Origin of the sequence: Patiriisocius marinus (genome assembly GCF_008974325.1) — a bacterium.
GTDB classification, from domain to species: domain Bacteria; phylum Bacteroidota; class Bacteroidia; order Flavobacteriales; family Flavobacteriaceae; genus Patiriisocius; species Patiriisocius marinus.
Window position 1 is genome coordinate 40703 of sequence record NZ_BKCG01000011.1, and the last position, 20933, is coordinate 61635.

Consider the following 20933-nt stretch of genomic DNA (forward strand, 5'->3'; position numbering starts at 1 on the left):
TACCATAGTAAAAACCCGATGCAATTTGCGTCGGGTTTTTTTATGGCTTTCGCCGAAATTTGACTTCGGAGAGACCGTTAATTTTCCATAACTTTACCACATGCAATTACAGTATTCTTTTATTATTCCGGTATATAATAGACCACAAGAAATAACCGAACTATTGGAGAGTTTTTCTTTACTGAAATTTGACAGATCTTTTGAAATTGTTATAATTGAAGATGGCTCTACTGAACCTTCAAATGAGATTGTTTCACAATTTAGCGATCAGTTGACCATTTCATACTATTCAAAACCTAATTCAGGACCAGGAGATTCTAGAAATTACGGAATGCGAAAAGCGACAGGGAATTACTTTATTATATTAGATAGTGATTGTATACTCCCTCCTGAATATCTATACACAGTAGATAATTTTTTAAAACAAACATACATAGATTGTTTTGGTGGTGCAGACGCTGCTCATAAGAGTTTTACAGCTCTTCAGAAGGCAATTAACTATACAATGACATCTTTGTTTACAACAGGAGGAATTCGCGGTAGTAAAAAGGCTGTGCAGAAATTTGAACCTCGTAGTTTTAACATGGGGATTTCACAAAGGGCATTTGAGGCAACAACTGGTTTTGCGCGTATTCATCCAGGAGAAGATCCAGATTTATCACATAGAATTAAAAAAGCAGGATTTGAAACTGTTTTTATTCCAGGAGCTGCAGTTTTTCACAAGCGTAGAATTTCGTGGAAGAAGTTTTATCAACAAGTTCGAAAATTTGGTCTTGTTCGACCTATATTATCAAAGTGGCATCCTATTTCAAGTAAAATAACATTTTGGTTTCCAACATTATTTGTGGTGTTTGTGTTAGCTTCAATACTACTAGCATTAAGTTTTGGGTGGTTATTGTTACTGCCATTAATTGCATACTGTTTATTGATATTTTTAGATTCATCTATTAAAAATAAAAATATTTACATTGGTTTGTTAAGTGTGGTTGCAATGTTTGTACAATTTGTTGGTTATGGAATCGCTTTTTGGAAATCTACGTTGTATATTCATATACTAGGAAAAGATCCCGAAGTAACATTTCCGAAGTTATTCTTCAAAAAATAATATATCAATAGAACTATGAAATCAAAAGTTAAGAACCCTTTTTTTAATGCTAAGTTAAGAGCTTTCTTATTTTTCTTAGCTTTAGCGACTATATTTTGGGTTTTAACACGTTTTTCTAAACAAGATTCGGGCTCTGTAACAGCTAATATAGTTTACACAAATGTTCCTAAAGGAAAGTTATTATTAGATTCAAATCCTGAAAATGCTAAATTTATATTGTCTGCTAATAAGTTTGAAATACTGTATCATCGTATTAAAAAACCTACAGTTGTAATTGATATTAAAAAGTATTATTCTGAAAAGAATGGAGCAGCAAACGTCACGGAAGAAACATTAAAGGAATTAATACAAAGTCAAATAAACAACAGTTATACAGTTCAAAGAGTAGTGCCTAGGGAAATAGTAATTTCACTAGAATCTTTAAATTTTAAGGATGTTCCTGTTGAGATTGTTTCAGATTTAAAATTCAAAAGTGGTTTTGGTGAAAATGGAGCGGTCATTATAGATCCAAAAACGGTAACTATAACAGGGGCTTCATTATATCTAGACACTATTACCTCAGTAAAAACTACAGTTATTAAAGCTAGTGAGGTATCACAACCTTTAAATTTAAAAGTAGATTTGCAGCAATTTGATGTTACAAAAGTTCAAATAGAGCCTAAGTTTATAACCTACAAACAACATGTTGTGGAGTTTTCTCAAAAACGTATCTCATTAGACATAACTGTATTAAATGCTCCTAGCGATGCTACATTAAGATTGTTGCCAAGTAAAATAGGTATTTCTTTTAATGTACCAATTGAAAATTTTAACGCTATAACTGCTGATGATTTTACTGTGACAGTAGATTATAATAAACGCAATCAAGTTGATAACTTTGTAATTCCAGAAATTACAAAAAAACCAGCAGGAATAAAGGATATTGAATTAGGTACTAAAAAAGTAGATTTATTATTATTCAAATGAAAATTGTAGGACTTACAGGAGGAATAGGTAGTGGAAAATCTACAGTAGCTCGTTTTTTTGAGGAACTAGGCGTGCCCGTTTATATAGCAGATGATGCAGGGAAGTACTTATTAGCTAATTCTAAAGTGGTTCGTCGTAAAATGATTGCATTATTAGGTGAGGAGTGTTATGTAGACGGTAAGCCTAATAAACAGTATATCGCAAGTATTATTTTTAATGATTCAGATAAGTTAGCTGCGGTAAATAATATAATTCATCCTAAAGTAGCTCAGCATTTTAAGCGATGGATGAAAAAACATACATCTCCATATTGTATAAAGGAAGCTGCTGTTCTTTTTGAAAATGGTGGTTATTTAAATTGTGACTATACTATACTAGTTACAGCGCCAGAAGAAGTAAGGGTTTCTAGAGTGCAAAAACGGGATAATTCTACACGCGAGCAAGTTATGTCTCGTATTAATAGTCAGTGGTCGGATAGCGAGAAAATACCTTTAGCAAATTATGTGATTGTTAATGTAGATCTTGAGGTTACTAAACAAGAAGTAACGAAGCTCCATAATAAGCTATCTTAATTCGCATATTTATTTAATATCATTCATTTTGTTAACATTTGGTTAAACTGCGAAGTCTCTAAATGTTAAAATCTTATTTTTGACTTATGGATAAGAAGCTGTTTGGCTTAATGATAGCGTTGATGGCACTTTCTCTTTTAGGGATAATATTCGTGCAATGGTACTGGATTTCAAATTCATACAATAATAAGGAGGATCAATTTATAACTACTGTAAGGCAAGTATTAGTTGAAACTTCTAATGAGATTGAGCTAGATGAAGTTGAAAAGTACTTTGACATGTATAGTAAGTTCATAGAAGAAAAGGGAGGGTCTGAAGGTATTTCTATCAATGAGCTTATATATAATATTAATGGAGATCAGGCAAATGACGCTTATATTTTTTCTGATGGAATTCAGGAAGAAGATTATAAACTCTCATCTAATTTTTTAGATTCTGAAATTGATAGTATTATTTTTAAAAGAATAATAAGCAAGCAGAAAATTACTAAAATCATCAAAGGAATTGATGGAAATGATAAAACTGAAATTGTAACTGAAAATTTCAGAAGATTAAAAGATTATGAAAAGGCTCGTTTTGAGAAGACTTTTAATAATATATCAGTTAATACACCTATTCACCGTAGGGTTAGTGTAGAGACAATCGATAATTTAATTTCTCAAAAAGCGAAAGCTAGAGGGGTAAATTCTAAATTTCAGTTTGCTGTTTTTAGTAATAATATACCAACTAAAATTAGATCAAAGGAATTTAATCTAATGCCAGAGACTACTTTTAAAGTACCGCTCTTTGAAAATAACGATATAAATAAAGGGTATCAATTATATGTGAACTTTTATGAACAAGAACGTGACGTTCTTGGATCTATATTAGGGATGACAATATTGTCTCTCATATTTACAACAGTGATCTTTATTACTTTTTTTAGCGCATTATCGCAAATTTTTAAACAACGACAATTAGCGGAAATTAAGAATGATTTCATTAATAATATGACTCACGAATTTAAAACACCTATTGCTACAATTAACTTAGCATTAGATGCATTAAAAAACCCTAAAGTAAAGGCAAGTGAGGAGTTTTCGGCAAAGTATACTAAAATGATACGTGACGAAAATAAACGAATGCACGAGCAAGTTGAAAACGTATTGCGTATTTCAAAACTTGATAAGAATGAACTTGATTTGCCTAAAGAACGCATTGAATTACACGGGTTAATTGAAGATGCTATTTCTCATATTGAATTAATAGTTGAGAATAGAGGAGGTTATATAAATACACATCTTGGCGCATTGAAGACGGATGTTTTAGTAAATGAATCTCACATGACTAACGTATTAGTCAACTTGTTAGATAATGCAGTAAAGTACTCTGAAGATAGTCCTAAGATTGACATTTTTACTGAGAATGTTCGTAATGGAGTTGTCCTTAAAATACGTGACCAAGGATTAGGAATGACTAAAGGAGAACAACGAAAAATATTTGAAAAATTTTATAGAGTCCCTACTGGGGATATTCATAACGTAAAGGGTCACGGATTAGGCCTATCATATGCAAAACGAATTCTTAATGATCACGACGCTACTATTTCAGTGGAAAGTGAGTTAGGAAAAGGGAGCACATTTAGTATCAAATTACACTTAATATCTTAATATATGGAAACCGAAAATAAAAAAATTCTACTAGTTGAAGACGATCCAAACTTTGGAACTGTCCTGAAAGATTATTTAGCAATGAATGACTATAACGTTACTCATGCTAAAAACGGAATGGAAGGCTTTGAAAAATTTAAAAAGGATGATTACGATCTTTGTATTTTAGACGTAATGATGCCTTATAAAGATGGATTTACTTTAGCTAAAGAAATTAGAGAGAAAAATGAAGAGGTGCCTATTATTTTCTTAACTGCAAAAGCAATGAAAGAAGATGTATTAAAAGGATACAAAGTGGGAGCTGATGATTATCTAAATAAACCATTTGATAGTGAAGTGCTGTTAATGAAAATTAAGGCAATTATTCAAAGAAAAACAACAGATTCAATTGCAGATAGTAAGCAGTTTGAATTCCAAGTGGGTAATTTTTTCTTGAATTCTAAATTGCGTTTTCTGTCTTATAAAAAAGATACTCCAGTTAAATTGTCGCCTAAAGAGAATGAATTACTTCGTTTACTTGCGCTTCATAAAAATGATTTGATGCCACGTGAGTTAGCATTAACAAAAATATGGAGAGATGATAATTACTTTACATCTAGAAGTATGGATGTTTACATCGCAAAACTTAGAAAATACCTAGGTAACGATGATGATGTAGAGATTATCAATATCCACGGAGAAGGTTTTAGGCTTGTAGTTAAAAGTGAAGTAGAAAACTAATCGAGATACATATAGTGTTTAAAGCGCCTTTTTTAAAGGGCGCTTTTTGTTTTTATAAAACCCTCAATAATTAGGAAATCAGCATCAAAATCAAACCAATTTATTGTTTCATTTTTTCTAAACCAAGTTCCTTGTCGTTTTGCAAAACGGCGGGTATTTTTTTTGATTTCTGAAATAGCTTCTTCTAAGGTGATTTCTCCATCAAAATGTTGAAATAGTTCTCTATAACCTACGGTTTGCAGTGCGTTCAGTTCTCTATATTTCAACAAACCTTTGGCTTCGTCTACCAATCCTTCTTCAATCATTATATCTACACGTTTATTAATTCTATCGTAAATAGTCTCTCTAGGTGCGTTTATACCAATGTAAAGTGTGTTGAATGGGCGAGCAACTTTATTTTCATTAAGGAAATATGAATATTGTTTTCCGGTTTCAATAAACAACTCTAAAGCACGAATAACTCTTCGAGGGTTATGGATGTCTATTGTTTTAAAACTTTCAAAATCTACTTCTTTTAATTTTTCTTGAAGCGAAGTGATGCCAAATTGTTCTAAATCCTTATTTAATTCTATCCTAATTTTAGGATCTACTTTTGGAAAATTATCTAAGCCTTTGACTACAGCATCTACATACAAACCAGAACCGCCAACTAATACTGCGATATTTTTTTTCTGAAATATGCTGTCTAATTTAGCTAGTGCATCACGTTCAAAATCACCTACTGTATATGTGTCTACAACTGAAATGTTTTGAATGAAGTGATGTTTTGCTTGCGATAATTCTTCCGTTGAAGGAACAGCAGTTCCAATAGCCATTTCTTTAAAAAACTGACGAGAATCAGCACTTAATATTTCGGTAGAAAAAGCATTAGCAATTTTAATAGCTAAAGCTGTTTTTCCAATTGCTGTTGCTCCCACAACGCATATTAATAGTGGTTTAGGCATTATTCAAGAATATCTTCAGGGTGAAGGTGAGTTCCACATTTATGGCAAAATTCTGCATCGTCTCTATGTTTACTAGCTCCGCAATTACGACAAGCTTGTGTGTTTACGTGAACATAATCAGGGTCGTCTTGGTTGGGTTTGCCATTCATTTTTTTAGCATATTCGGCACTAACAATTCCAGTAGGTACAGCGATAATTCCGTAACCTAAAATCATAATAATAGCAGCAATAAATTGACCTTGTGGAGTAACAGGTGCAATATCGCCAAAACCAACTGTTGTTAGTGTGACAATACACCAATAGACGCTTACAGGAATACTTACAAATCCACTTTCTTCCCCTTCAATTAAGTACATAATTGTTCCTGCTATAATTGATGATATCAATACAAAAAACAGGAATACTAATATTTTAGCTCTACTGTCTTTTAGTGCTTTAGATAGTTTGTTAGCTTCACCTATATAGCGTGTTATTTTTAAAATTCTAAATACACGTAACAATCGTAAAGCCCTTACGGCTAGTAACGCATTAGATCCTACAAATATGAATGATAGATATAGTGGTATTGTGGATAGTAAGTCTATAATTCCATAAAAGCTGAAAATATAGGTCGATGGTTTTTTTACCGTAATTATTCTTGCAATGTATTCAAGTGAGAAGAATATTGTAATAATCCATTCACCGTAGTATAGCCATTTATATGTGTTTTCGGAAAAACCTTTTACACTTTCTAACATTACGAAAATAACACTCACTACAATTAAAATAAGCAGTATTACATCGAAAAGCTTCCCCATAGGGGTGTCTGCCTCATAAATGATGGTGTGAAGTTTGCTTCTTAAACTTTGTTCGTTGCTGGTTTTCAATTGCTTAAATTTAATTTAAATGTAACGAAGTTTCTTTTAACTCTCTGTGTTAGTGTCTAAATTAATAGTTTTAATCACTTTTCGTTTTTTTAAATAGGTCTGAATTATATGCTGAGAATCACGGTTGTTTTTCATTGGGCGAATAATCGACTTTAAAATTTCAGGTTGTGTTATTTGATGGTTTAGCGTGTAGAAACCAAAACCTTTAAAGATTCCATTTTCAATTAAGACAACGGATCTTTCATCTCTGTCACGCCCTTTATCGATCACTAACATGTTTTTGCTCGCATAACTATATTCATCAAGGAAAACTTGTACTCTTTCGTTATATGCTTCAGGAGCCTCTTCTTGTACACAAGCACCATTGCACTCTTTTATAGTGTAGCTGAAACAAGCTTCTTCAGTTTTGTGGAAACCCCCAAGGCGCTGGCAAAGGCCATATTTAGCTATAATACCTTCTAGACTATTTTTAGCAGATTGAAAACTAGTAAAAGTTGTAATTGCTTTCTTACGAGAATCTTCCTTTTCAATTTTTAAATTGATATAACCATCCTCATCAACTATGCTACCAAGTTGATAGTTGAAAATCGACTTACGAAGCGCACGATTAAATTTAGGTTTATGACGTTTTATTTGATCACTTTCAAGTAATTGAGCAACTAGATCATTTCCAGTTTTGTCAAATGTAACAGAACTTACTTCTTGTTGTATCTGTTTAGATTTTCGATTGTCACTTGTAAAATGTTGTGTCAATCTTTTTTTAATATTTTTACTTTTACCTATATAAATGATGTCGCCATTTTCATTGTGTAAGTAATACACTCCAGTATCTGAAGTACTAGATTTAATTATATCTAATAGCTTAGTGTTTATTTGTTTTTTAGGTTCTTTCTTTACCAACTGCTTTACTATCTCGCGATTTTCATCTTTAAGTAATAGTAGTTTAAAAAGCTCTACAGTTGCTTTAGCATCACCTTGTGCTCTGTGTCTATCGCTTAAAGGTATACCAAGCGAGCGTACCAGTTTTCCTAAGCTGTACGAAGGCATATCTGGGATTAGTTTTTTTGCTAATTCAACCGTACATAGGGTTTCCATATCAAAGTTATAACCAAGGCGATCAAATTCTGTGGTGAGAATACGGTTATCAAAATTTGCATTATGTGCCACTAGTACAGCACCTTCAGTCATTTCAATAATACGTTTTGCTACCTCGTAGAATTTAGGTGCATTGCGTAACATTTCACTATTAATACCTGTAAGATTTACTACAAACGGTTGAATAGGGCGTTCAGGGTTTACTAAACTTGCAAATTGATCTACTACTTTTATCCCGTTAAAGCGATAGATGGCAATTTCAGTAATTCCTTCTTCGTTAAATTTACCTCCTGTGGTTTCTATATCTAATATTGCGTATTCCAAAAGTTTTCTACTTGTTGTAATTTCTGGCTCCAAAAATAGCGCTTCCTATGCGTACCATTGTGCTGCCTTCTTTAATTGCTAATTGATAATCACCACTCATACCCATTGAAAGTTCTTTAATGTTTGAGTGTTCTTTTTTAAATGTGTCAAAGCAGTTTTTTAAGGTTTTAAATTCTGATGTTATTTGTGATTGATCATCTGTAAATGTAGCCATTCCCATTAGCCCAACTACTTTGACGTGGGTTAATTCATTGAATATTTCAGAAGTTAATATTTTTTTGGCGTCTTCTTGAGATAAACCAAACTTACTGTCCTCTGAGGCTATTTTTATTTGTAATAAACAGGAGATTATACGTTCGTTATTTTTTCCGTGTTTATTTATTTCTTTTAATAATTTTAGACTATCAACTGCGTGGATAAGGCTTACAAAAGGAGCCATATATTTTACCTTATTGGTTTGTACATGACCAATCATGTGCCACTCAATATCCTTTGGCATTTGTTCCCATTTTTCAGCCATTTCTTGGATTTTGTTTTCTCCAAAAATTCGCTGTCCTGCATTATAAGCTTCCATTAGGTCTTCAACAGGTTTTGTTTTAGACACAGCTACCAATTTCACTTCTTCGGGAAGTTGGTTATTGTAAAACGTTATTTGTTCAGCTATCATGAGGTTTCATTTTATTAATATTTCCGAAGAAATATCACTTTAAGATTCAGGGCTAAAATTCGTAAATTGTAACTCCGCTTCTTAGCTTAGGTTCAATGTATGTGCTCTTAGGAGGCATTTTTAAACCTTCATTTGCAATTTGTTTCATCTCGTTAGTGGTAACTGGAACTAGCCCAAAACCAACTTTAAAATCACCTCTGTCAACAACTGTTTTTACGTAAGCTAAGTCATTTTTACCGTGCGAATAATCTATACGCTTATCGCTTCGTAAATCTTTAATTCCTAGAATGGGGTCTAAAATTAGCTTAAATAAAATGTGTGTGTCTAGACCATCTAATGCGTTTTCGATTTTGTAATAATCTTTACGGAGGTATAGGGAATAGAAATTTCCGTCGAGATACATGCTAAAATGATTTTTCTTAGAGGGTTTGTAATATTCAAGACCTCTATTTTCAATTCTGAAATGTGCATCAAGCTTTATTAAAAACTCTTCCTTTTTAAGGCCATTTAAATCTTTAACTAGTCTGTTGAATTCGTATATTTTTAAATTGCTTTCAGGAATTAGGTAACTCATAAAGTAATTATAAGTTTCTGTTCCTTTATGATTTTTGTTTTCTTCTTTAGAAGTTTTAGCTAATAAATAAGAAGAAGAAGATCGATGATGACCATCAGCAATATAGAGCGTGTCCATTTTATCAAAAATGGCACTTATTTTATCAATAATGGCAGTGTCTAAAATAGGCCATAAATAATGCGTGTCTCTATATGTTGTGGTAAATTCGTATTCCGCACGTACAGATATTGCTTTAGAGATAATAGTTTCTAATTCAGGATTGTCTGGATAGGTAATCAATACGGGTTCAGCATTAAAACCCACTGTTTTAAGGTATTCTACAAATATTTCTTCTTTATATTTGAGAGTGTCCTCGTGTTTTTTAATAATATCGTCTTCATAATCCTGAGCACTTGCTGCAGCAATAATTCCATGAAAAACTAAGCCGTCACGATTTACTATTTTATACACATAGTAACTTGCTGTTTCGTCTTTCTTAAAAATATCATCTTCTTTAAATTCCTGATACCTATTTCTAACTAAGGTATAGCGTTCTTTTCCGCTAATAACTTGGTCATATTTATAACCAGGATTTACGATGTGCAGAAATGAAAAAGGATTGTCTCTCAACCTCGCCTCACGTTGTTGTGGCGTGTAGCTATCGTAAGATCTTGCAGCTATTAAACTAACTTTATCACGGGTAGGTCGTACTGCTTTAAAAGGGATTATTTTAGCCAAGAGAGGTGTTTAATTTGATATTATTAATTCAGTTATTAATGAATTATGCAAACTGACTTGAAACTACTTCAGCCTTTCTGTTTTCACTGTAGTCGTAAAAACCTTCTCCGCTTTTAGCACCTTTTTTACCTGCCATAACCATATTAACTAATAACGGGCAAGGGGCGTATTTTGGGTTTTTAAACCCGTCATACATTACGTTTAATATTGAAAGACAAACGTCAAGTCCTATAAAATCAGCTAAAGCTAATGGTCCCATTGGGTGAGCCATACCTAACATCATTACCGTATCAATTTCTTTTACGCCAGCAACGCCATTGTAAAGGGTTTCGATTGCCTCATTTATCATAGGCATTAGAATACGGTTAGCTACAAATCCTGGGTAGTCATTTACCTCAACAGGTACTTTGTTTAACTTTTTAGAAACTTCTTCTACAGTTTTGTAAGTTTCGTCACTTGTGCTATATCCTTTAATGATTTCAACTAATTTCATAATTGGCACAGGATTCATAAAGTGCATTCCTATTACCATTTCTGGTCTCGAAGTAACGGCAGCAATTTGTGTAATAGAAATTGATGATGTGTTACTAGCAAGAATGGTGTTTGAAGGACAAAACTTTTCTAAGTCTTTGAAAATTTTAAGTTTTAGATCTAAATTTTCAGTTGCAGCTTCAATAACAAGACTAGCTTCTTTAACTCCTTGTTCAAGGCTAGTAAACGTAGTGATATTATTAAGCGTACGAGCTTTATCATCTTCGCTAATTTTTTCTTTGGCTACCATTCGATCAAGATTTTTAGTGATAGTTGCCATACCGCGATCAATGTTTTCTTGCGAAATATCAATCAATTGAACTTTGTAATCAAACTGTGCAAATGTGTGGGCAATACCATTTCCCATTGTTCCTGCACCTATAACTGCTACGTTTTCCATTTAGTTTTATATTTAGTTCCTGTAAAAATAGGAACGTGTTATCATTGTAGTTAATTAAATTTTTCTTCTTCGGAAATTTTAAAAACTTATAACATTTTAAAGTTTTCAATAACCTGCATCGCTACTCTTAATGCATCGGCACCTTGTGAAAGTGATACTTCCGGTGTGCGGTCGTTCTTTATAGCTTCAGCAAAACTATTAAGCTCATCAAGTATGGCATTATTTGCGTCCACTTCTGGATTGTCAAAATAGATTTGTTTTTTTACACCTTCAGCATTTGTTAAAATCATTGCGAAATCATCCGGATTTTCTGGTGCATCTTTCATTTTAACCACTTCACATTTCTTCTCTAAAAAATCAACAGAAATATAAGCGTCCTTTTGAAAGAAACGTGCTTTACGCATAGTTTTCATTGAAATTCTACTAGCAGTAAGATTTGCAACACATCCATTTTCAAATTCAATACGAGCATTTGCAATATCTGGCGTTTCGCTAATTACTGTAACACCACTTGCGTGTACTCTTTTAACATCGCTTTTAACAACACTTAATATAGCGTCAATATCGTGAATCATTAAATCTAATACTACTGATACATCAGTACCACGAGGATTAAATTCCGAAAGTCTGTGAGCTTCAATAAACATAGGTTTGTCAATCATATGATTAACAGCCATAAATGCTGGGTTAAAGCGTTCAACTTGTCCCACTTGCCCACGAACTCCGTGTTTTTTAGCTAAGTCGCGTAATGCATCGGCCTCTTCAACAGTATGTGTAATAGGTTTTTCTATAAATAAATGCTTACCAGCTTCTATAACCTTTTTTCCACATTCAAAATGAAATAGGGTAGGAGTCACTACATCTACCATATCGCAGGCGTAAATTAATGATTCCATTGATGGGAAGCTTTTATAGCCAAACTCAGCTTCAATAACAGCTGCAGCTTCTTGGTTAGCGTCAAAGAAACCTACGAGGTCGTAGTTTGTAGACTGCTGAAGTAATTTTAAATGAATTTTTCCTAGGTGACCTGCACCTAAAACTCCTGCTTTTAACATGCGTAATTGTTTTACACAAATGTACCATATTGTAGGCTAGATTAAAAGAGCTACAACTCATAACTTTTAGCTGTTTTAAGCAAATTCTCTTCGGAAACGTTAAGGACTTTTCTTATTTTGCAGTCAATCCAAAAACCAACTCGTGAAAGATACTTTTACTCACCAAGGAATGCGAAAAAGATTAGTGGATGTCCTTAAACAAAAGGGAATCTCTAATGCCGATGTGCTAAATGCGATAAATACAATTCCTCGACATTTGTTTATGGATAGTGGTTTTATCGATCACGCATATGTTGATAAAGCATTTCCTATTGCTGCTGATCAAACAATTTCACAGCCCTATACTGTGGCAAAACAAACCGAATTGCTCTGTGTGAAATCTGGCGATAAAATATTGGAAATTGGAACGGGTAGTGGTTATCAAACTGCCGTTTTATTAGAAATGGGGGCAACAGTATATAGTATTGAACGCCAAAACGAACTTTTTAAAAAGACAAAACGTTTTCTGCCTAAACTTGGGTATCGACCTAAAAGATTGATTTTTGGAGATGGTTATATTGGTTTAAAAGAAGAAGCACCTTTTGATGGTATTATTGTTACTGCTGGAGCACCATATGTTCCTAACCCACTATTAGCACAACTAAAAGTAGGAGCTAAGCTTGTGATTCCTGTTGGTGATAAAGTGCAAATTATGAATGTATTTACAAGAACTTCGGCTACTGAGTTTAATAAAGAAACTTTTGGGGAGTTTAGATTTGTTCCTTTGTTAGAGGACAAGAATTAATTATATACTATTTCAGAAGAAATTACAATCCAAATAGGTCTAAAAATTTCAAACCAAATACAAAAGCACCATCGCTAACACCGCCTCGATAAGAGCGAACATAGTCAACCCGTAGCAATCTGTAAACTCCAAAACCTAAATTGTCAATTCCTACGCTCCACTCGCTGTATGGGGCTCTATCTTCAGTAGCTAGAAAATGACCGCCAACAACTAAGTTGAAATTAAGCTGATTTATACCAGGGATTTTACCTAAAATCCAACCTCTAAAATCGTGTTCTGCATGTGCTTCAAAATAACCTTTGTTGGTGCTTAAATCGTAATAAGGCAACAAGTTGAAAGTGTTTGTGTAATTGGGTGAAGTCCCTACACGAGTTTGATTTCCATTAAAATGCTGATAGTCTACAAACGAAATATCGTCTCCGTTAAAAAAAGTTCCTCCTTTTAAGCGATAGTAAAATTCTCCTTTATTGCCTAGTCCGAAATTTTGATAAAGTGCCCCACTAAGTTGACTGTAATTATAGTTGCTATTAGAAGCCCCTAATCCATTTTCAAAAATAATATCTAGTCGTGGGTATAATTCACTTCCTATGTTGAATTTCATATCAGGATTAGAAAAATACTTTTGTCCAAAAGTGATGCGTGCTTGTATCTGCGATTTAAAAATGGTGTGTTCGTTAGTTGCAGCAGTATTAAAATCTGCTGGAGCTAATGGATTGTTTGATGTGTAGCTTTCAGTTGTGGGAATAGTGTAATATTCTGAATTATTAAAGAGAGGAGCTCTTTCTTCATACCCTAGTTTTACAAATCCTTCGAGGCCATTGAATAACTCCTGTCGATATGCTAAATGTACACTGTTAAGTTCGTAAGCTTTTAAATAATTGCGTTCAAAAAAAAGCGTAGAAATGCTATTTATTAATGGTGAAATAGGCTCCAATTCATTAAACTGCGTCACTTTACTACCTCCATAAAGAGAGACTCTTAAGTTGTTTTTTCGGTTAAAGTTTTTAGTGATGTATCCTGTAAATCGTAATCTGTCTTCCTCAATACCGTAGGTTGCATTTACTCCCATAGAAATCCACTTTGTTTGGTTTTCATTAAACCACTGAAAGTAATTTATACCAGCATTGCTATTGTAGCCTTGAATGGTAGAAAAAGCAATTCCTTCAACTGGACCAGTATAACTTAGCCTATATTTTTTAAACGTATTGCTGTAAGTATACCCAAAAAGCGGATCTGAAATGTTGAATTTATTGTTCTTATGATCAATTGAATCTAAATAAGGCTTCGATCTTCTTAGGACTTGCAAGCTGTCTTTTTTTATATAATCATCGAATTCCTCAATAGTCAATGCAACTGGGCGTGTTCCATTCCAGAAAGCGCTATCCTTTTTATTAGCTTCAGGTTCAAACGAAAGTACTTCATTACTAAATGATTTTCTGTCAAATTGAGGGTTAAAATCGTAATTACTGTAGACGCAAATGTAACGGCCATCACCATTAAGCCCCATAAAACCAAAACCAAAATCGATTGTCTGAGATATTTTTACCCAGAAATCATATTTCTTATCATATTTAAAATTTTGTTTAAATTTTAATTCTTTAATGAAAGGAACTTGTATTGCAGCTCCGGTTGTTGAAATTTCTACTCCGTACAATTGCCAATCATCCTCAACGATGTAAATCACTCCTTTAAAAACCCTGTCTTTGGGTCTTTTTGGGATAACATTTACTTTATTTATTAGTTTTCCGTCTTCATAAAAAACTCCATCTAGTTTATAATCGTAATAACTAAAGGCATTGTTTGCAATGGGTGATACTATTGCTGTATTAAGCTCGAGTGTGTTTTCATAAAAGGAGAATGTAGCTTCTTGCGCACTATTAAAACTGAAACCGTTATCATTTCCACTTACTTTGCTAGCAATAATACGTTCGTTAAAATCATTAGGTTGTTTAAATGAAATTTTAGAGATGCTTTCTGAAAGATAAATAATTCCGCTCCTTGTGGAATCTAGTGCGCCTTCCATGTCTCCAATTTCTTGCCCTAATATTTTTTCAGGAACATCTTTCACTTTCCATAAACCGCGCGAGTAAAAGTCTGCTTTGTATTCGCTAATTTTTTCAAGGTTTTCTTTGCGTTGCGCAATTGTTGCTCTAATAATACGGTATGCGGGATCTTCAGTGCCTTCAATTACAACTTCATCTAAACTAGTGGTTTCAGTTTCTAATTCAACATTTAAAATAAATGGTAGACTTTCTACTGTAACTTTTTTTGTGATAGTAGTGTATCCTAGAAATTGAAAAATAATAGTATAATTTCCTGAAGATTCTATGTTTAGTTCGTAGAGTCCATCGTCATTTGTGGTAGTTCCTGAGTATGTGTCTTGAACATACACGTTAACATAAGGAAGTGGTTGTTTTTCAGTGTCTGTAACTTTACCAATTACTTGGGCATTAATAGTAAAGGTGCAGAGCAAGAGAAATGTAAGTACAAAGTATTTCATATTATCAATAACTATTAATTATTAACGAAGATACGATTACCTAAAATTCTGTTGTTAAAAACCGAACAGTTTTAACGTCTTTAGTTATTAAAAGATTTTTTAATACGACTTAAATCGCGTTTGTTATCTCTGTCTTTAATTGAATCTCGTTTGTCAAATTCTCTTTTTCCTCGACACAGTGCAATTTGCATTTTGGCAAGCCCTTTGTCGTTGGTGAAAAGCAATAATGGTATAATGGTGAGTCCACTAGCTTTTACGCTTTTCTCTAATTTTTTTAATTCACTCCTGTTAAGTAGTAACTTTCGTTCACTTTTAGGATTGTGATTAAAATGTGTAGCATGAGAGTATTCTTGAACCGTCATATTTATTACGAAGAGTTCGCCGTTTTCATTAAATTCGCAAAAACTTTCTGCAATACTAGCTTGTCCCTCGCGGATAGCTTTTATTTCAGTACCAGCTAACACAATACCTGCGGAATATTTATCTAATATTTCGTATTCAAACCTAGCCTTTCGGTTTTTTATTTTTACGTTTTTTTGTAATGCCATAGTGCAAAAATAGTACTAAGTAGTATAATTCCGTTTTAAAAGATTCATAACTTTACTCCGAAATACTAAAACCTTTAAAATTTCAGATGAAAAATTTACTTTTATTAGTACTCATACTTACCATTTTCGCTTGTAGAGAAACCGAAACTAAAGCTCCAGGAACAGCTCAACAAATAATTGATTTAGCTATAGAAAATGCTTGTGGAGGTAATTGTGACAGCTCTGTGATTAGTTTTGATTTTAGAGATAAAGCCTACCAGGCAGTACGTTTAAATGGTTCTTATAAATACACGCGTGTTGCTAAAGACTCTTTAGGGACTATTACAGATGTGTTGAGTAATGATGGATTAAAACGATATATGAATGAGGTTGAGGTTGCTGTCGAAGATAGCTTAGTGACTTCTATTAGTGATGGTGTTAATTCGGTGTTTTATTTTGCTCAATTACCATACGGTTTGAATGATAAAGCTGTAAAAAAGAAACTTTTAGATGATGTGACTATTCATGGAGCGCCTTATTATAGTATAAAAGTTACTTTTAGTGAAGATGGTGGTGGGACAGATTTTGATGACGAATTTATGTATTGGATACATAAAACTAATTATACCGTTGATTTTTTAGCTTATAGTTATGCTACAAATGGTGGTGGAATTCGATTTAGAGAAGCTTATAATCCACGTGTTGTTGACGGAATTAGATTTGTTGATTACCGAAATTTTAAGCCAATGTCTCTAAAGTCTGCCATTGAAACATTGCCAAGGCTTTTTGAAAACAAAGGTTTAACGCTATTATCTAGTATTCAAACTGAGAACGTAACCGTTAGTTTATTTCCTAAAACTCATTAATCTAAAATTGTCATTTTCGACGTAGCTTTTCCGTCTACAAATTCAACTTTATAAATACGGTTATAAACTTCATCTGGAATATCTTCTAGCGTTTTATCACCCATTATTTTATTAACTAATTGTGGTATAGTATTACTATGCCCAACAATAAGTACCTGCTGACCTTTGTGTTTTTTTAAAAGTGCTTTGTTAAATAATTTGTTAGGTTGATAAGTTTGAATATCTAAATTATTTGCTAAAGCGGTAGGTTTTGCTGTTTCTTGAGTTCTAATGTATGGTGTGGAATATACTGCGTCAATATTTTTAAAATAAGTTGCAAGTTTTTTAGCACGTTCTTCTCCTTGAGGGGTTAAAACAGGATCATTTTTCACGGTTAAATCCTTTTCAGCGTGACGAACTAAATAGAATGTTGTTGTTGTAGGTGCGTCATTATCACTTTGACTATTAGATTTTTGAGTGCTGTTTCCGCAGGAAAAAAATACTATTGCGACAATTAATAGCAGGATAAACTTTCTCATGTTGTTTAAATTTTAATGAAAATTAACATATTTAGAGGAATTAGCGCATATTATAACATAATTTATGGCAAGTTTAGTATTTCCTTAAAAATAATTGATGATACCAAAATTTATCTTTGGGGTATAACTTTAAAACATACTATTATGAATACGACAGAGATGGAAGGAAAATGGAATAAGATTAAAGGAAATGCTAAACAACAATATGGTATTGCAGTTGATGACGATAGTACTTATAGCGAAGGAACAATGGATAAGCTCATTGGGCAAATTCAAGAATCGACAGGAAAAGCTAAAGAAGCTATTAAAAAAGAAATTGCTAGTTGGTAATTTCTAAATTTTAGAATAAATTAAAAACCCGTACTATTTAAATAGTGCGGGTTTTTAATTTAAAACTTTTTAATTTAAAGATATACTTGAGTTGCGTAAATACTATATGAAGCTACAATAAATGTTATTGAAAGCATGTAAATAGCAAGTGCTGTATTTCGTTGAGGTATTTTATTAATGTTCGAAGAATTTGATTGAGTTTTCATAATGATTGGTTTTTGGTTATATACTTATATGACGCTCAACCTATTGATTTTGTTACACTTAATGTTATTTTTTTTTATTGAAATTACTTTAGGGTCGTCAGTTATTGAGTTTCTAATTTTTATTTTTTTGTCCAGTTCAATTATAAAATAATAAAAAACACCCTTTAGATTCTGAATCTTAAGGGTGTTTTAGAATATAAAAACTATTAATAGTTAGTCTACCAACACTTCGTCGTTTTGATTTCTGAATACTAATTCGTTGTCAAAACTATCTAGTAATATAATACTGTCAGTTGTTACTTTTCCAGCTAATATTTGTTTAGATAATTCATTCAAGACTTCTTTCTGAATAACTCGTTTTACAGGTCTTGCTCCATATTGAGGATCAAAGCCACGTTTAGCTAAATAATCAATTGCTTCATTAGTAGCATCTAATGTTATTCCTTGCATATTCAACATTTTAGATAGTCCTTTTAACTGTAGTCCTACAATCTTTTTGATATTTTCCATATCTAAAGGAGTGAATAAAATAATATCGTCAATACGATTTAAGAATTCAGGTCTAACAGTTTGTTTAAGTAATCCTAGTACTTCAACTTTCGCTGTTTCCATTGCTGTTTCTGGATCTTTAACGCTTTCAAATTTCTGCTGAATAATATCACTTCCCATATTACTGGTCATTATAATTATGGTGTTTTTGAAATCTGCTACACGTCCTTTGTTGTCTGTTAATCTACCCTCATCAAGGACTTGCAATAATATGTTGAAAGTATCTGGATGTGCTTTTTCAATTTCATCTAATAATACAACTGAGTAAGGTTTGCGTCTAACGGCTTCGGTTAGTTGACCTCCTTCATCATAACCTACATATCCAGGAGGTGCTCCTACAAGTCTACTAACACTATGTCTTTCCTGATATTCACTCATATCAATCCTTGTCATAGCTGAGTCATCATCGAAAAGATATTCGGCTAAGGCTTTCGCCAGTTCCGTTTTACCTACACCTGTTGTTCCTAGGAATAAAAAGCTTCCTATTGGTTTTTTTTGATCTTGTAATCCAGCTCTACTGCGTCTAATAGCGTCACTTACAGCAATAATTGCTTCGTTTTGTCCAACTACTCTTTTGTGGAGTTCATCTTCCAATTTTAGTAATTTTTCTCGATCACTTTGTAGCATTTTAGTTACAGGTATTCCAGTCCATTTAGCGACTACTTCCGCTATATCTTCTGAAGTTACTTCTTCTTTAATTAATGAATCGCCATCTTTATTTTCAGCAAACTCGTTTTCTAGTTTGGTTAATTGTTCCTGCGTTTCTTTAATTTTTCCATAGCGTATTTCGGCAACTTTACCAAAATCTCCATCACGTTCAGCTCTTTCTGCTTCTGTTTTAAAATTTTCAATATCTGTTTTTAAGCTTTGGATTTTCTCAACTATTTCCTTTTCACTCTTCCATTTAGCATTTAATTCGTTTCGCTCTTCTTTTAAATTTGCTAAATCTGCAACAAGACTTTTAAGTTTTGTTTCATCTTTTTCACGTTTAATTGCTTCGATTTCAATTTCAAGTTGCATCACTTTTCTGTCTAATACATCAAGTTCTTCTGGCTTGCTATTGATTTCCATTCGCATTTTACTCGCTGCTTCATCCATTAAGTCAATAGCTTTATCTGGAAGAAAACGGTTAGTGATATAGCGCTGTGATAATTCTACTGCAGCAATTATAGCATCGTCTTTAATACGAACTTTGTGGTGAGTCTCATACTTTTCTTTAATACCTCTAAGAATAGAAATAGCACTTTCTGTATCAGGTTCATCAACAAATACTTTTTGGAAACGACGCTCTAACGCTTTGTCTTTTTCAAAATATTTTTGATATTCATCTAGGGTTGTTGCTCCAATAGCTCTAAGTTCACCTCTAGCTAATGCAGGTTTTAAAATATTAGCAGCGTCCATAGCTCCTTGACCTCCACCAGCGCCAACTAACGTATGTATTTCGTCAATAAAGAGTACAATATCACCGTCACTAGAAGTTACTTCTTTAATAACTGCTTTTAAGCGTTCTTCAAATTCACCTTTATATTTTGCCCCTGCAATTAAAGCTCCCATATCTAAAGAATATATCTCTTTAGATTTTAAGTTTTCAGGCACATCTCCATCTACAATTCTATGTGCTAAACCTTCAGCAATAGCAGTTTTACCTGTTCCAGGTTCTCCTACAAGCATTGGGTTATTTTTTGTACGTCTAGTCAGTATTTGTAGAATACGTCTAATCTCTTCATCTCGTCCAATTACTGGATCAAGTTTACCTTCTCTAGCAAGTTGGTTTAAATTTTTAGCATATTTATTAAGTGAGTTATACGTTTCTTCTGCACTTTGTGATGTAACTCTATCTCCTTTTCTAAGTTCTTCAATTGCAGCTAGAAGTCCTTTTTCTGTTACACCTTGGTCTTTTAATGCTTGTGATATTGCGCTTTTATCTTTAACTATTGCGAGTAATAAATGTTCTATAGAAACATATTCGTCATTCATTTTTAAAGCAGTAGCGCTTGCTTCCTGCAATACTTTATTTGTGGCTCTACCCATTGTAGTTTCTCCACCAGTAACTTTTGGTAATCGCTCTAGTTCTTTATCAATAATTTGTTCTAGTAACGACATATTTACTTGAAGTTTCTTCAATAAAAAAGGAGTCACATTTTCATCTACTGAAAGGATTCCTTTTAGTAAATGGCTAATTTCAATTTGTTGATTTCCTAATGTTTCAGTCAACTGCTGTGCTTGCTGTAAAGCTTCTTGACTTTTTATGGTAAGTTTATTAAAATTCATCTTTTATATATTTTAGCTGAAATTCTAAAGGTTTTAAAATTTCGGTGTTATTAATTTTAGATGATAGAGTCAACTTTTGAGCCAATTCGATTTTGAGACAAAATGGCTGCTTTTTTTGTTGTTTTGCAAGACAAAATGGCGCATAAAAAAAGAGCCTTTCATCACGAAAGGCTCTTAATATTACTAAAAGTTAATTT

General features: G+C 32.9%; 20 protein-coding genes. 8 read left to right on the forward strand and 12 right to left on the reverse strand.

Annotated features, from left to right (window positions below; translation table 11 throughout):
• Window positions 1-100: 100 nt before the first annotated feature.
• The 5 genes from GBH57_RS14855 to GBH57_RS14875 all read left to right on the forward strand — a co-directional run bounded on the left by GBH57_RS14855 (window position 101) and on the right by GBH57_RS14875 (window position 5012).
• Window positions 101-1105 carry a glycosyltransferase family 2 protein gene (locus GBH57_RS14855; protein ID WP_151675290.1) on the forward strand — a complete coding sequence of 335 codons (1005 nt, stop codon included), beginning with the start codon at window positions 101-103 and terminating at the stop codon, window positions 1103-1105.
• Between the two features lie 15 nt (window positions 1106-1120).
• A complete protein-coding gene (locus GBH57_RS14860; RefSeq protein WP_151675291.1) occupies window positions 1121-2071 on the forward strand; it encodes a CdaR family protein in 951 nt (316 codons plus the stop codon).
• Window positions 2068-2643 carry a dephospho-CoA kinase gene (gene coaE / locus GBH57_RS14865; protein ID WP_151675292.1) on the forward strand — a complete coding sequence of 192 codons (576 nt, stop codon included), beginning with the start codon at window positions 2068-2070 and terminating at the stop codon, window positions 2641-2643. The genes GBH57_RS14860 and coaE overlap by 4 nt, the downstream gene beginning before the upstream one ends.
• Window positions 2644-2729: 86 nt before the next feature.
• Complete coding sequence (locus tag GBH57_RS14870) at window positions 2730-4292, forward strand: sensor histidine kinase (protein ID WP_151675293.1); 1563 nt, start codon at window positions 2730-2732, stop codon at window positions 4290-4292.
• Window positions 4293-4295: 3 nt separating this feature from the next.
• Window positions 4296-5012: a response regulator transcription factor gene (locus GBH57_RS14875; RefSeq protein WP_151675294.1), complete on the forward strand. Its 717-nt coding sequence runs from the start codon at window positions 4296-4298 to the stop codon at window positions 5010-5012.
• A 32-nt stretch (window positions 5013-5044) separates the two neighbouring features.
• On the opposite strand, the gene miaA is transcribed toward GBH57_RS14875, so the two are convergent.
• From miaA to GBH57_RS14910, 7 genes are all read right to left on the reverse strand, one after another.
• Window positions 5045-5956 (reverse strand): tRNA (adenosine(37)-N6)-dimethylallyltransferase MiaA, encoded by a 912-nt coding sequence (gene miaA / locus GBH57_RS14880; RefSeq protein WP_151675295.1) that lies wholly within the window; start codon window positions 5954-5956, stop codon window positions 5045-5047.
• Window positions 5956-6753 (reverse strand): ion transporter, encoded by a 798-nt coding sequence (locus GBH57_RS14885; protein WP_151675326.1) that lies wholly within the window; start codon window positions 6751-6753, stop codon window positions 5956-5958. The genes miaA and GBH57_RS14885 overlap by 1 nt, the downstream gene beginning before the upstream one ends.
• A gap of 105 nt (window positions 6754-6858) precedes the next feature.
• Window positions 6859-8241 carry an exonuclease domain-containing protein gene (locus tag GBH57_RS14890; RefSeq protein WP_151675296.1) on the reverse strand — a complete coding sequence of 461 codons (1383 nt, stop codon included), beginning with the start codon at window positions 8239-8241 and terminating at the stop codon, window positions 6859-6861.
• A gap of 7 nt (window positions 8242-8248) precedes the next feature.
• Window positions 8249-8908: a YggS family pyridoxal phosphate-dependent enzyme gene (locus GBH57_RS14895; RefSeq protein WP_151675297.1), complete on the reverse strand. Its 660-nt coding sequence runs from the start codon at window positions 8906-8908 to the stop codon at window positions 8249-8251.
• Window positions 8909-8960: 52 nt separating this feature from the next.
• Window positions 8961-10199, reverse strand: a complete 1239-nt coding sequence (locus GBH57_RS14900; RefSeq protein ID WP_151675298.1) for a DUF1015 domain-containing protein — start codon at window positions 10197-10199, stop codon at window positions 8961-8963.
• Between the two features lie 43 nt (window positions 10200-10242).
• Entirely contained in the window at window positions 10243-11130 is an 888-nt protein-coding gene (locus GBH57_RS14905) for a 3-hydroxybutyryl-CoA dehydrogenase (RefSeq protein ID WP_151675299.1), read from the reverse strand.
• 86 nt (window positions 11131-11216) lie between these two features.
• On the reverse strand, window positions 11217-12185 hold the full coding sequence (locus tag GBH57_RS14910) for a Gfo/Idh/MocA family protein (RefSeq protein ID WP_151675300.1): 969 nt from the start codon (window positions 12183-12185) through the stop codon (window positions 11217-11219).
• Window positions 12186-12327: 142 nt separating this feature from the next.
• Between GBH57_RS14910 and GBH57_RS14915 the strand changes: the two genes are divergently transcribed.
• The gene (locus GBH57_RS14915) at window positions 12328-12969 is read left to right on the forward strand and encodes a protein-L-isoaspartate(D-aspartate) O-methyltransferase (RefSeq protein ID WP_151675301.1); all 642 of its coding nucleotides are present in this window, start codon (window positions 12328-12330) and stop codon (window positions 12967-12969) included.
• Window positions 12970-12991: 22 nt separating this feature from the next.
• Here the strand turns inward: GBH57_RS14915 and GBH57_RS14920 are convergent, their stop codons facing one another.
• Both GBH57_RS14920 and smpB read right to left on the reverse strand, forming a co-directional pair.
• Window positions 12992-15469 (reverse strand): DUF5686 and carboxypeptidase regulatory-like domain-containing protein, encoded by a 2478-nt coding sequence (locus tag GBH57_RS14920; protein ID WP_151675302.1) that lies wholly within the window; start codon window positions 15467-15469, stop codon window positions 12992-12994.
• Window positions 15470-15549: 80 nt separating this feature from the next.
• Window positions 15550-16017 (reverse strand): SsrA-binding protein SmpB, encoded by a 468-nt coding sequence (smpB, locus tag GBH57_RS14925; protein WP_151675303.1) that lies wholly within the window; start codon window positions 16015-16017, stop codon window positions 15550-15552.
• An 86-nt stretch (window positions 16018-16103) separates the two neighbouring features.
• On the opposite strand from smpB, the gene GBH57_RS14930 reads away from it, so the two are divergent.
• Window positions 16104-16862, forward strand: coding sequence for a DUF6503 family protein (locus GBH57_RS14930; protein ID WP_151675304.1), 759 nt, complete (start codon window positions 16104-16106; stop codon window positions 16860-16862).
• Here the strand turns inward: GBH57_RS14930 and GBH57_RS14935 are convergent.
• On the reverse strand, window positions 16859-17380 hold the full coding sequence (locus GBH57_RS14935; RefSeq protein ID WP_151675305.1) for a phosphoglycerate mutase family protein: 522 nt from the start codon (window positions 17378-17380) through the stop codon (window positions 16859-16861). The two genes, GBH57_RS14930 and GBH57_RS14935, sit on opposite strands and share 4 nt — an antisense overlap.
• Before the next feature lie 144 nt (window positions 17381-17524).
• Between GBH57_RS14935 and GBH57_RS14940 the strand changes: the two genes are divergently transcribed.
• Window positions 17525-17710: a CsbD family protein gene (locus GBH57_RS14940; RefSeq protein ID WP_151675306.1), complete on the forward strand. Its 186-nt coding sequence runs from the start codon at window positions 17525-17527 to the stop codon at window positions 17708-17710.
• Window positions 17711-17784: 74 nt separating this feature from the next.
• On the opposite strand, the gene GBH57_RS16325 is transcribed toward GBH57_RS14940, so the two are convergent.
• Both GBH57_RS16325 and clpB read right to left on the reverse strand, forming a co-directional pair.
• Window positions 17785-17916, reverse strand: coding sequence for a hypothetical protein (locus GBH57_RS16325; protein ID WP_262714263.1), 132 nt, complete (start codon window positions 17914-17916; stop codon window positions 17785-17787).
• A 213-nt stretch (window positions 17917-18129) separates the two neighbouring features.
• Entirely contained in the window at window positions 18130-20736 is a 2607-nt protein-coding gene (gene clpB / locus GBH57_RS14945) for an ATP-dependent chaperone ClpB (RefSeq protein ID WP_151675307.1), read from the reverse strand.
• Window positions 20737-20933 lie beyond the last annotated feature (197 nt).

Coding starts and splice junctions, on each gene's coding strand:
- GBH57_RS14885 (WP_151675326.1), bottom strand. CDS start 6,753: ATGGGGAAGCTTTTCGATGTAATACTGCTTATTTTAATTGTAGTGAGT.
- GBH57_RS16325 (WP_262714263.1), bottom strand. CDS start 17,916: ATGAAAACTCAATCAAATTCTTCGAACATTAATAAAATACCTCAACGA.
- smpB (WP_151675303.1), bottom strand. CDS start 16,017: ATGGCATTACAAAAAAACGTAAAAATAAAAAACCGAAAGGCTAGGTTT.
- GBH57_RS14935 (WP_151675305.1), bottom strand. CDS start 17,380: ATGAGAAAGTTTATCCTGCTATTAATTGTCGCAATAGTATTTTTTTCC.
- GBH57_RS14895 (WP_151675297.1), bottom strand. CDS start 8,908: ATGATAGCTGAACAAATAACGTTTTACAATAACCAACTTCCCGAAGAA.
- GBH57_RS14855 (WP_151675290.1), top strand. CDS start 101: ATGCAATTACAGTATTCTTTTATTATTCCGGTATATAATAGACCACAA.
- GBH57_RS14920 (WP_151675302.1), bottom strand. CDS start 15,469: ATGAAATACTTTGTACTTACATTTCTCTTGCTCTGCACCTTTACTATT.
- GBH57_RS14875 (WP_151675294.1), top strand. CDS start 4,296: ATGGAAACCGAAAATAAAAAAATTCTACTAGTTGAAGACGATCCAAAC.
- coaE (WP_151675292.1), top strand. CDS start 2,068: ATGAAAATTGTAGGACTTACAGGAGGAATAGGTAGTGGAAAATCTACA.
- GBH57_RS14860 (WP_151675291.1), top strand. CDS start 1,121: ATGAAATCAAAAGTTAAGAACCCTTTTTTTAATGCTAAGTTAAGAGCT.
- miaA (WP_151675295.1), bottom strand. CDS start 5,956: ATGCCTAAACCACTATTAATATGCGTTGTGGGAGCAACAGCAATTGGA.
- clpB (WP_151675307.1), bottom strand. CDS start 20,736: ATGAATTTTAATAAACTTACCATAAAAAGTCAAGAAGCTTTACAGCAA.
- GBH57_RS14870 (WP_151675293.1), top strand. CDS start 2,730: ATGGATAAGAAGCTGTTTGGCTTAATGATAGCGTTGATGGCACTTTCT.
- GBH57_RS14910 (WP_151675300.1), bottom strand. CDS start 12,185: ATGTTAAAAGCAGGAGTTTTAGGTGCAGGTCACCTAGGAAAAATTCAT.
- GBH57_RS14930 (WP_151675304.1), top strand. CDS start 16,104: ATGAAAAATTTACTTTTATTAGTACTCATACTTACCATTTTCGCTTGT.
- GBH57_RS14940 (WP_151675306.1), top strand. CDS start 17,525: ATGAATACGACAGAGATGGAAGGAAAATGGAATAAGATTAAAGGAAAT.
- GBH57_RS14905 (WP_151675299.1), bottom strand. CDS start 11,130: ATGGAAAACGTAGCAGTTATAGGTGCAGGAACAATGGGAAATGGTATT.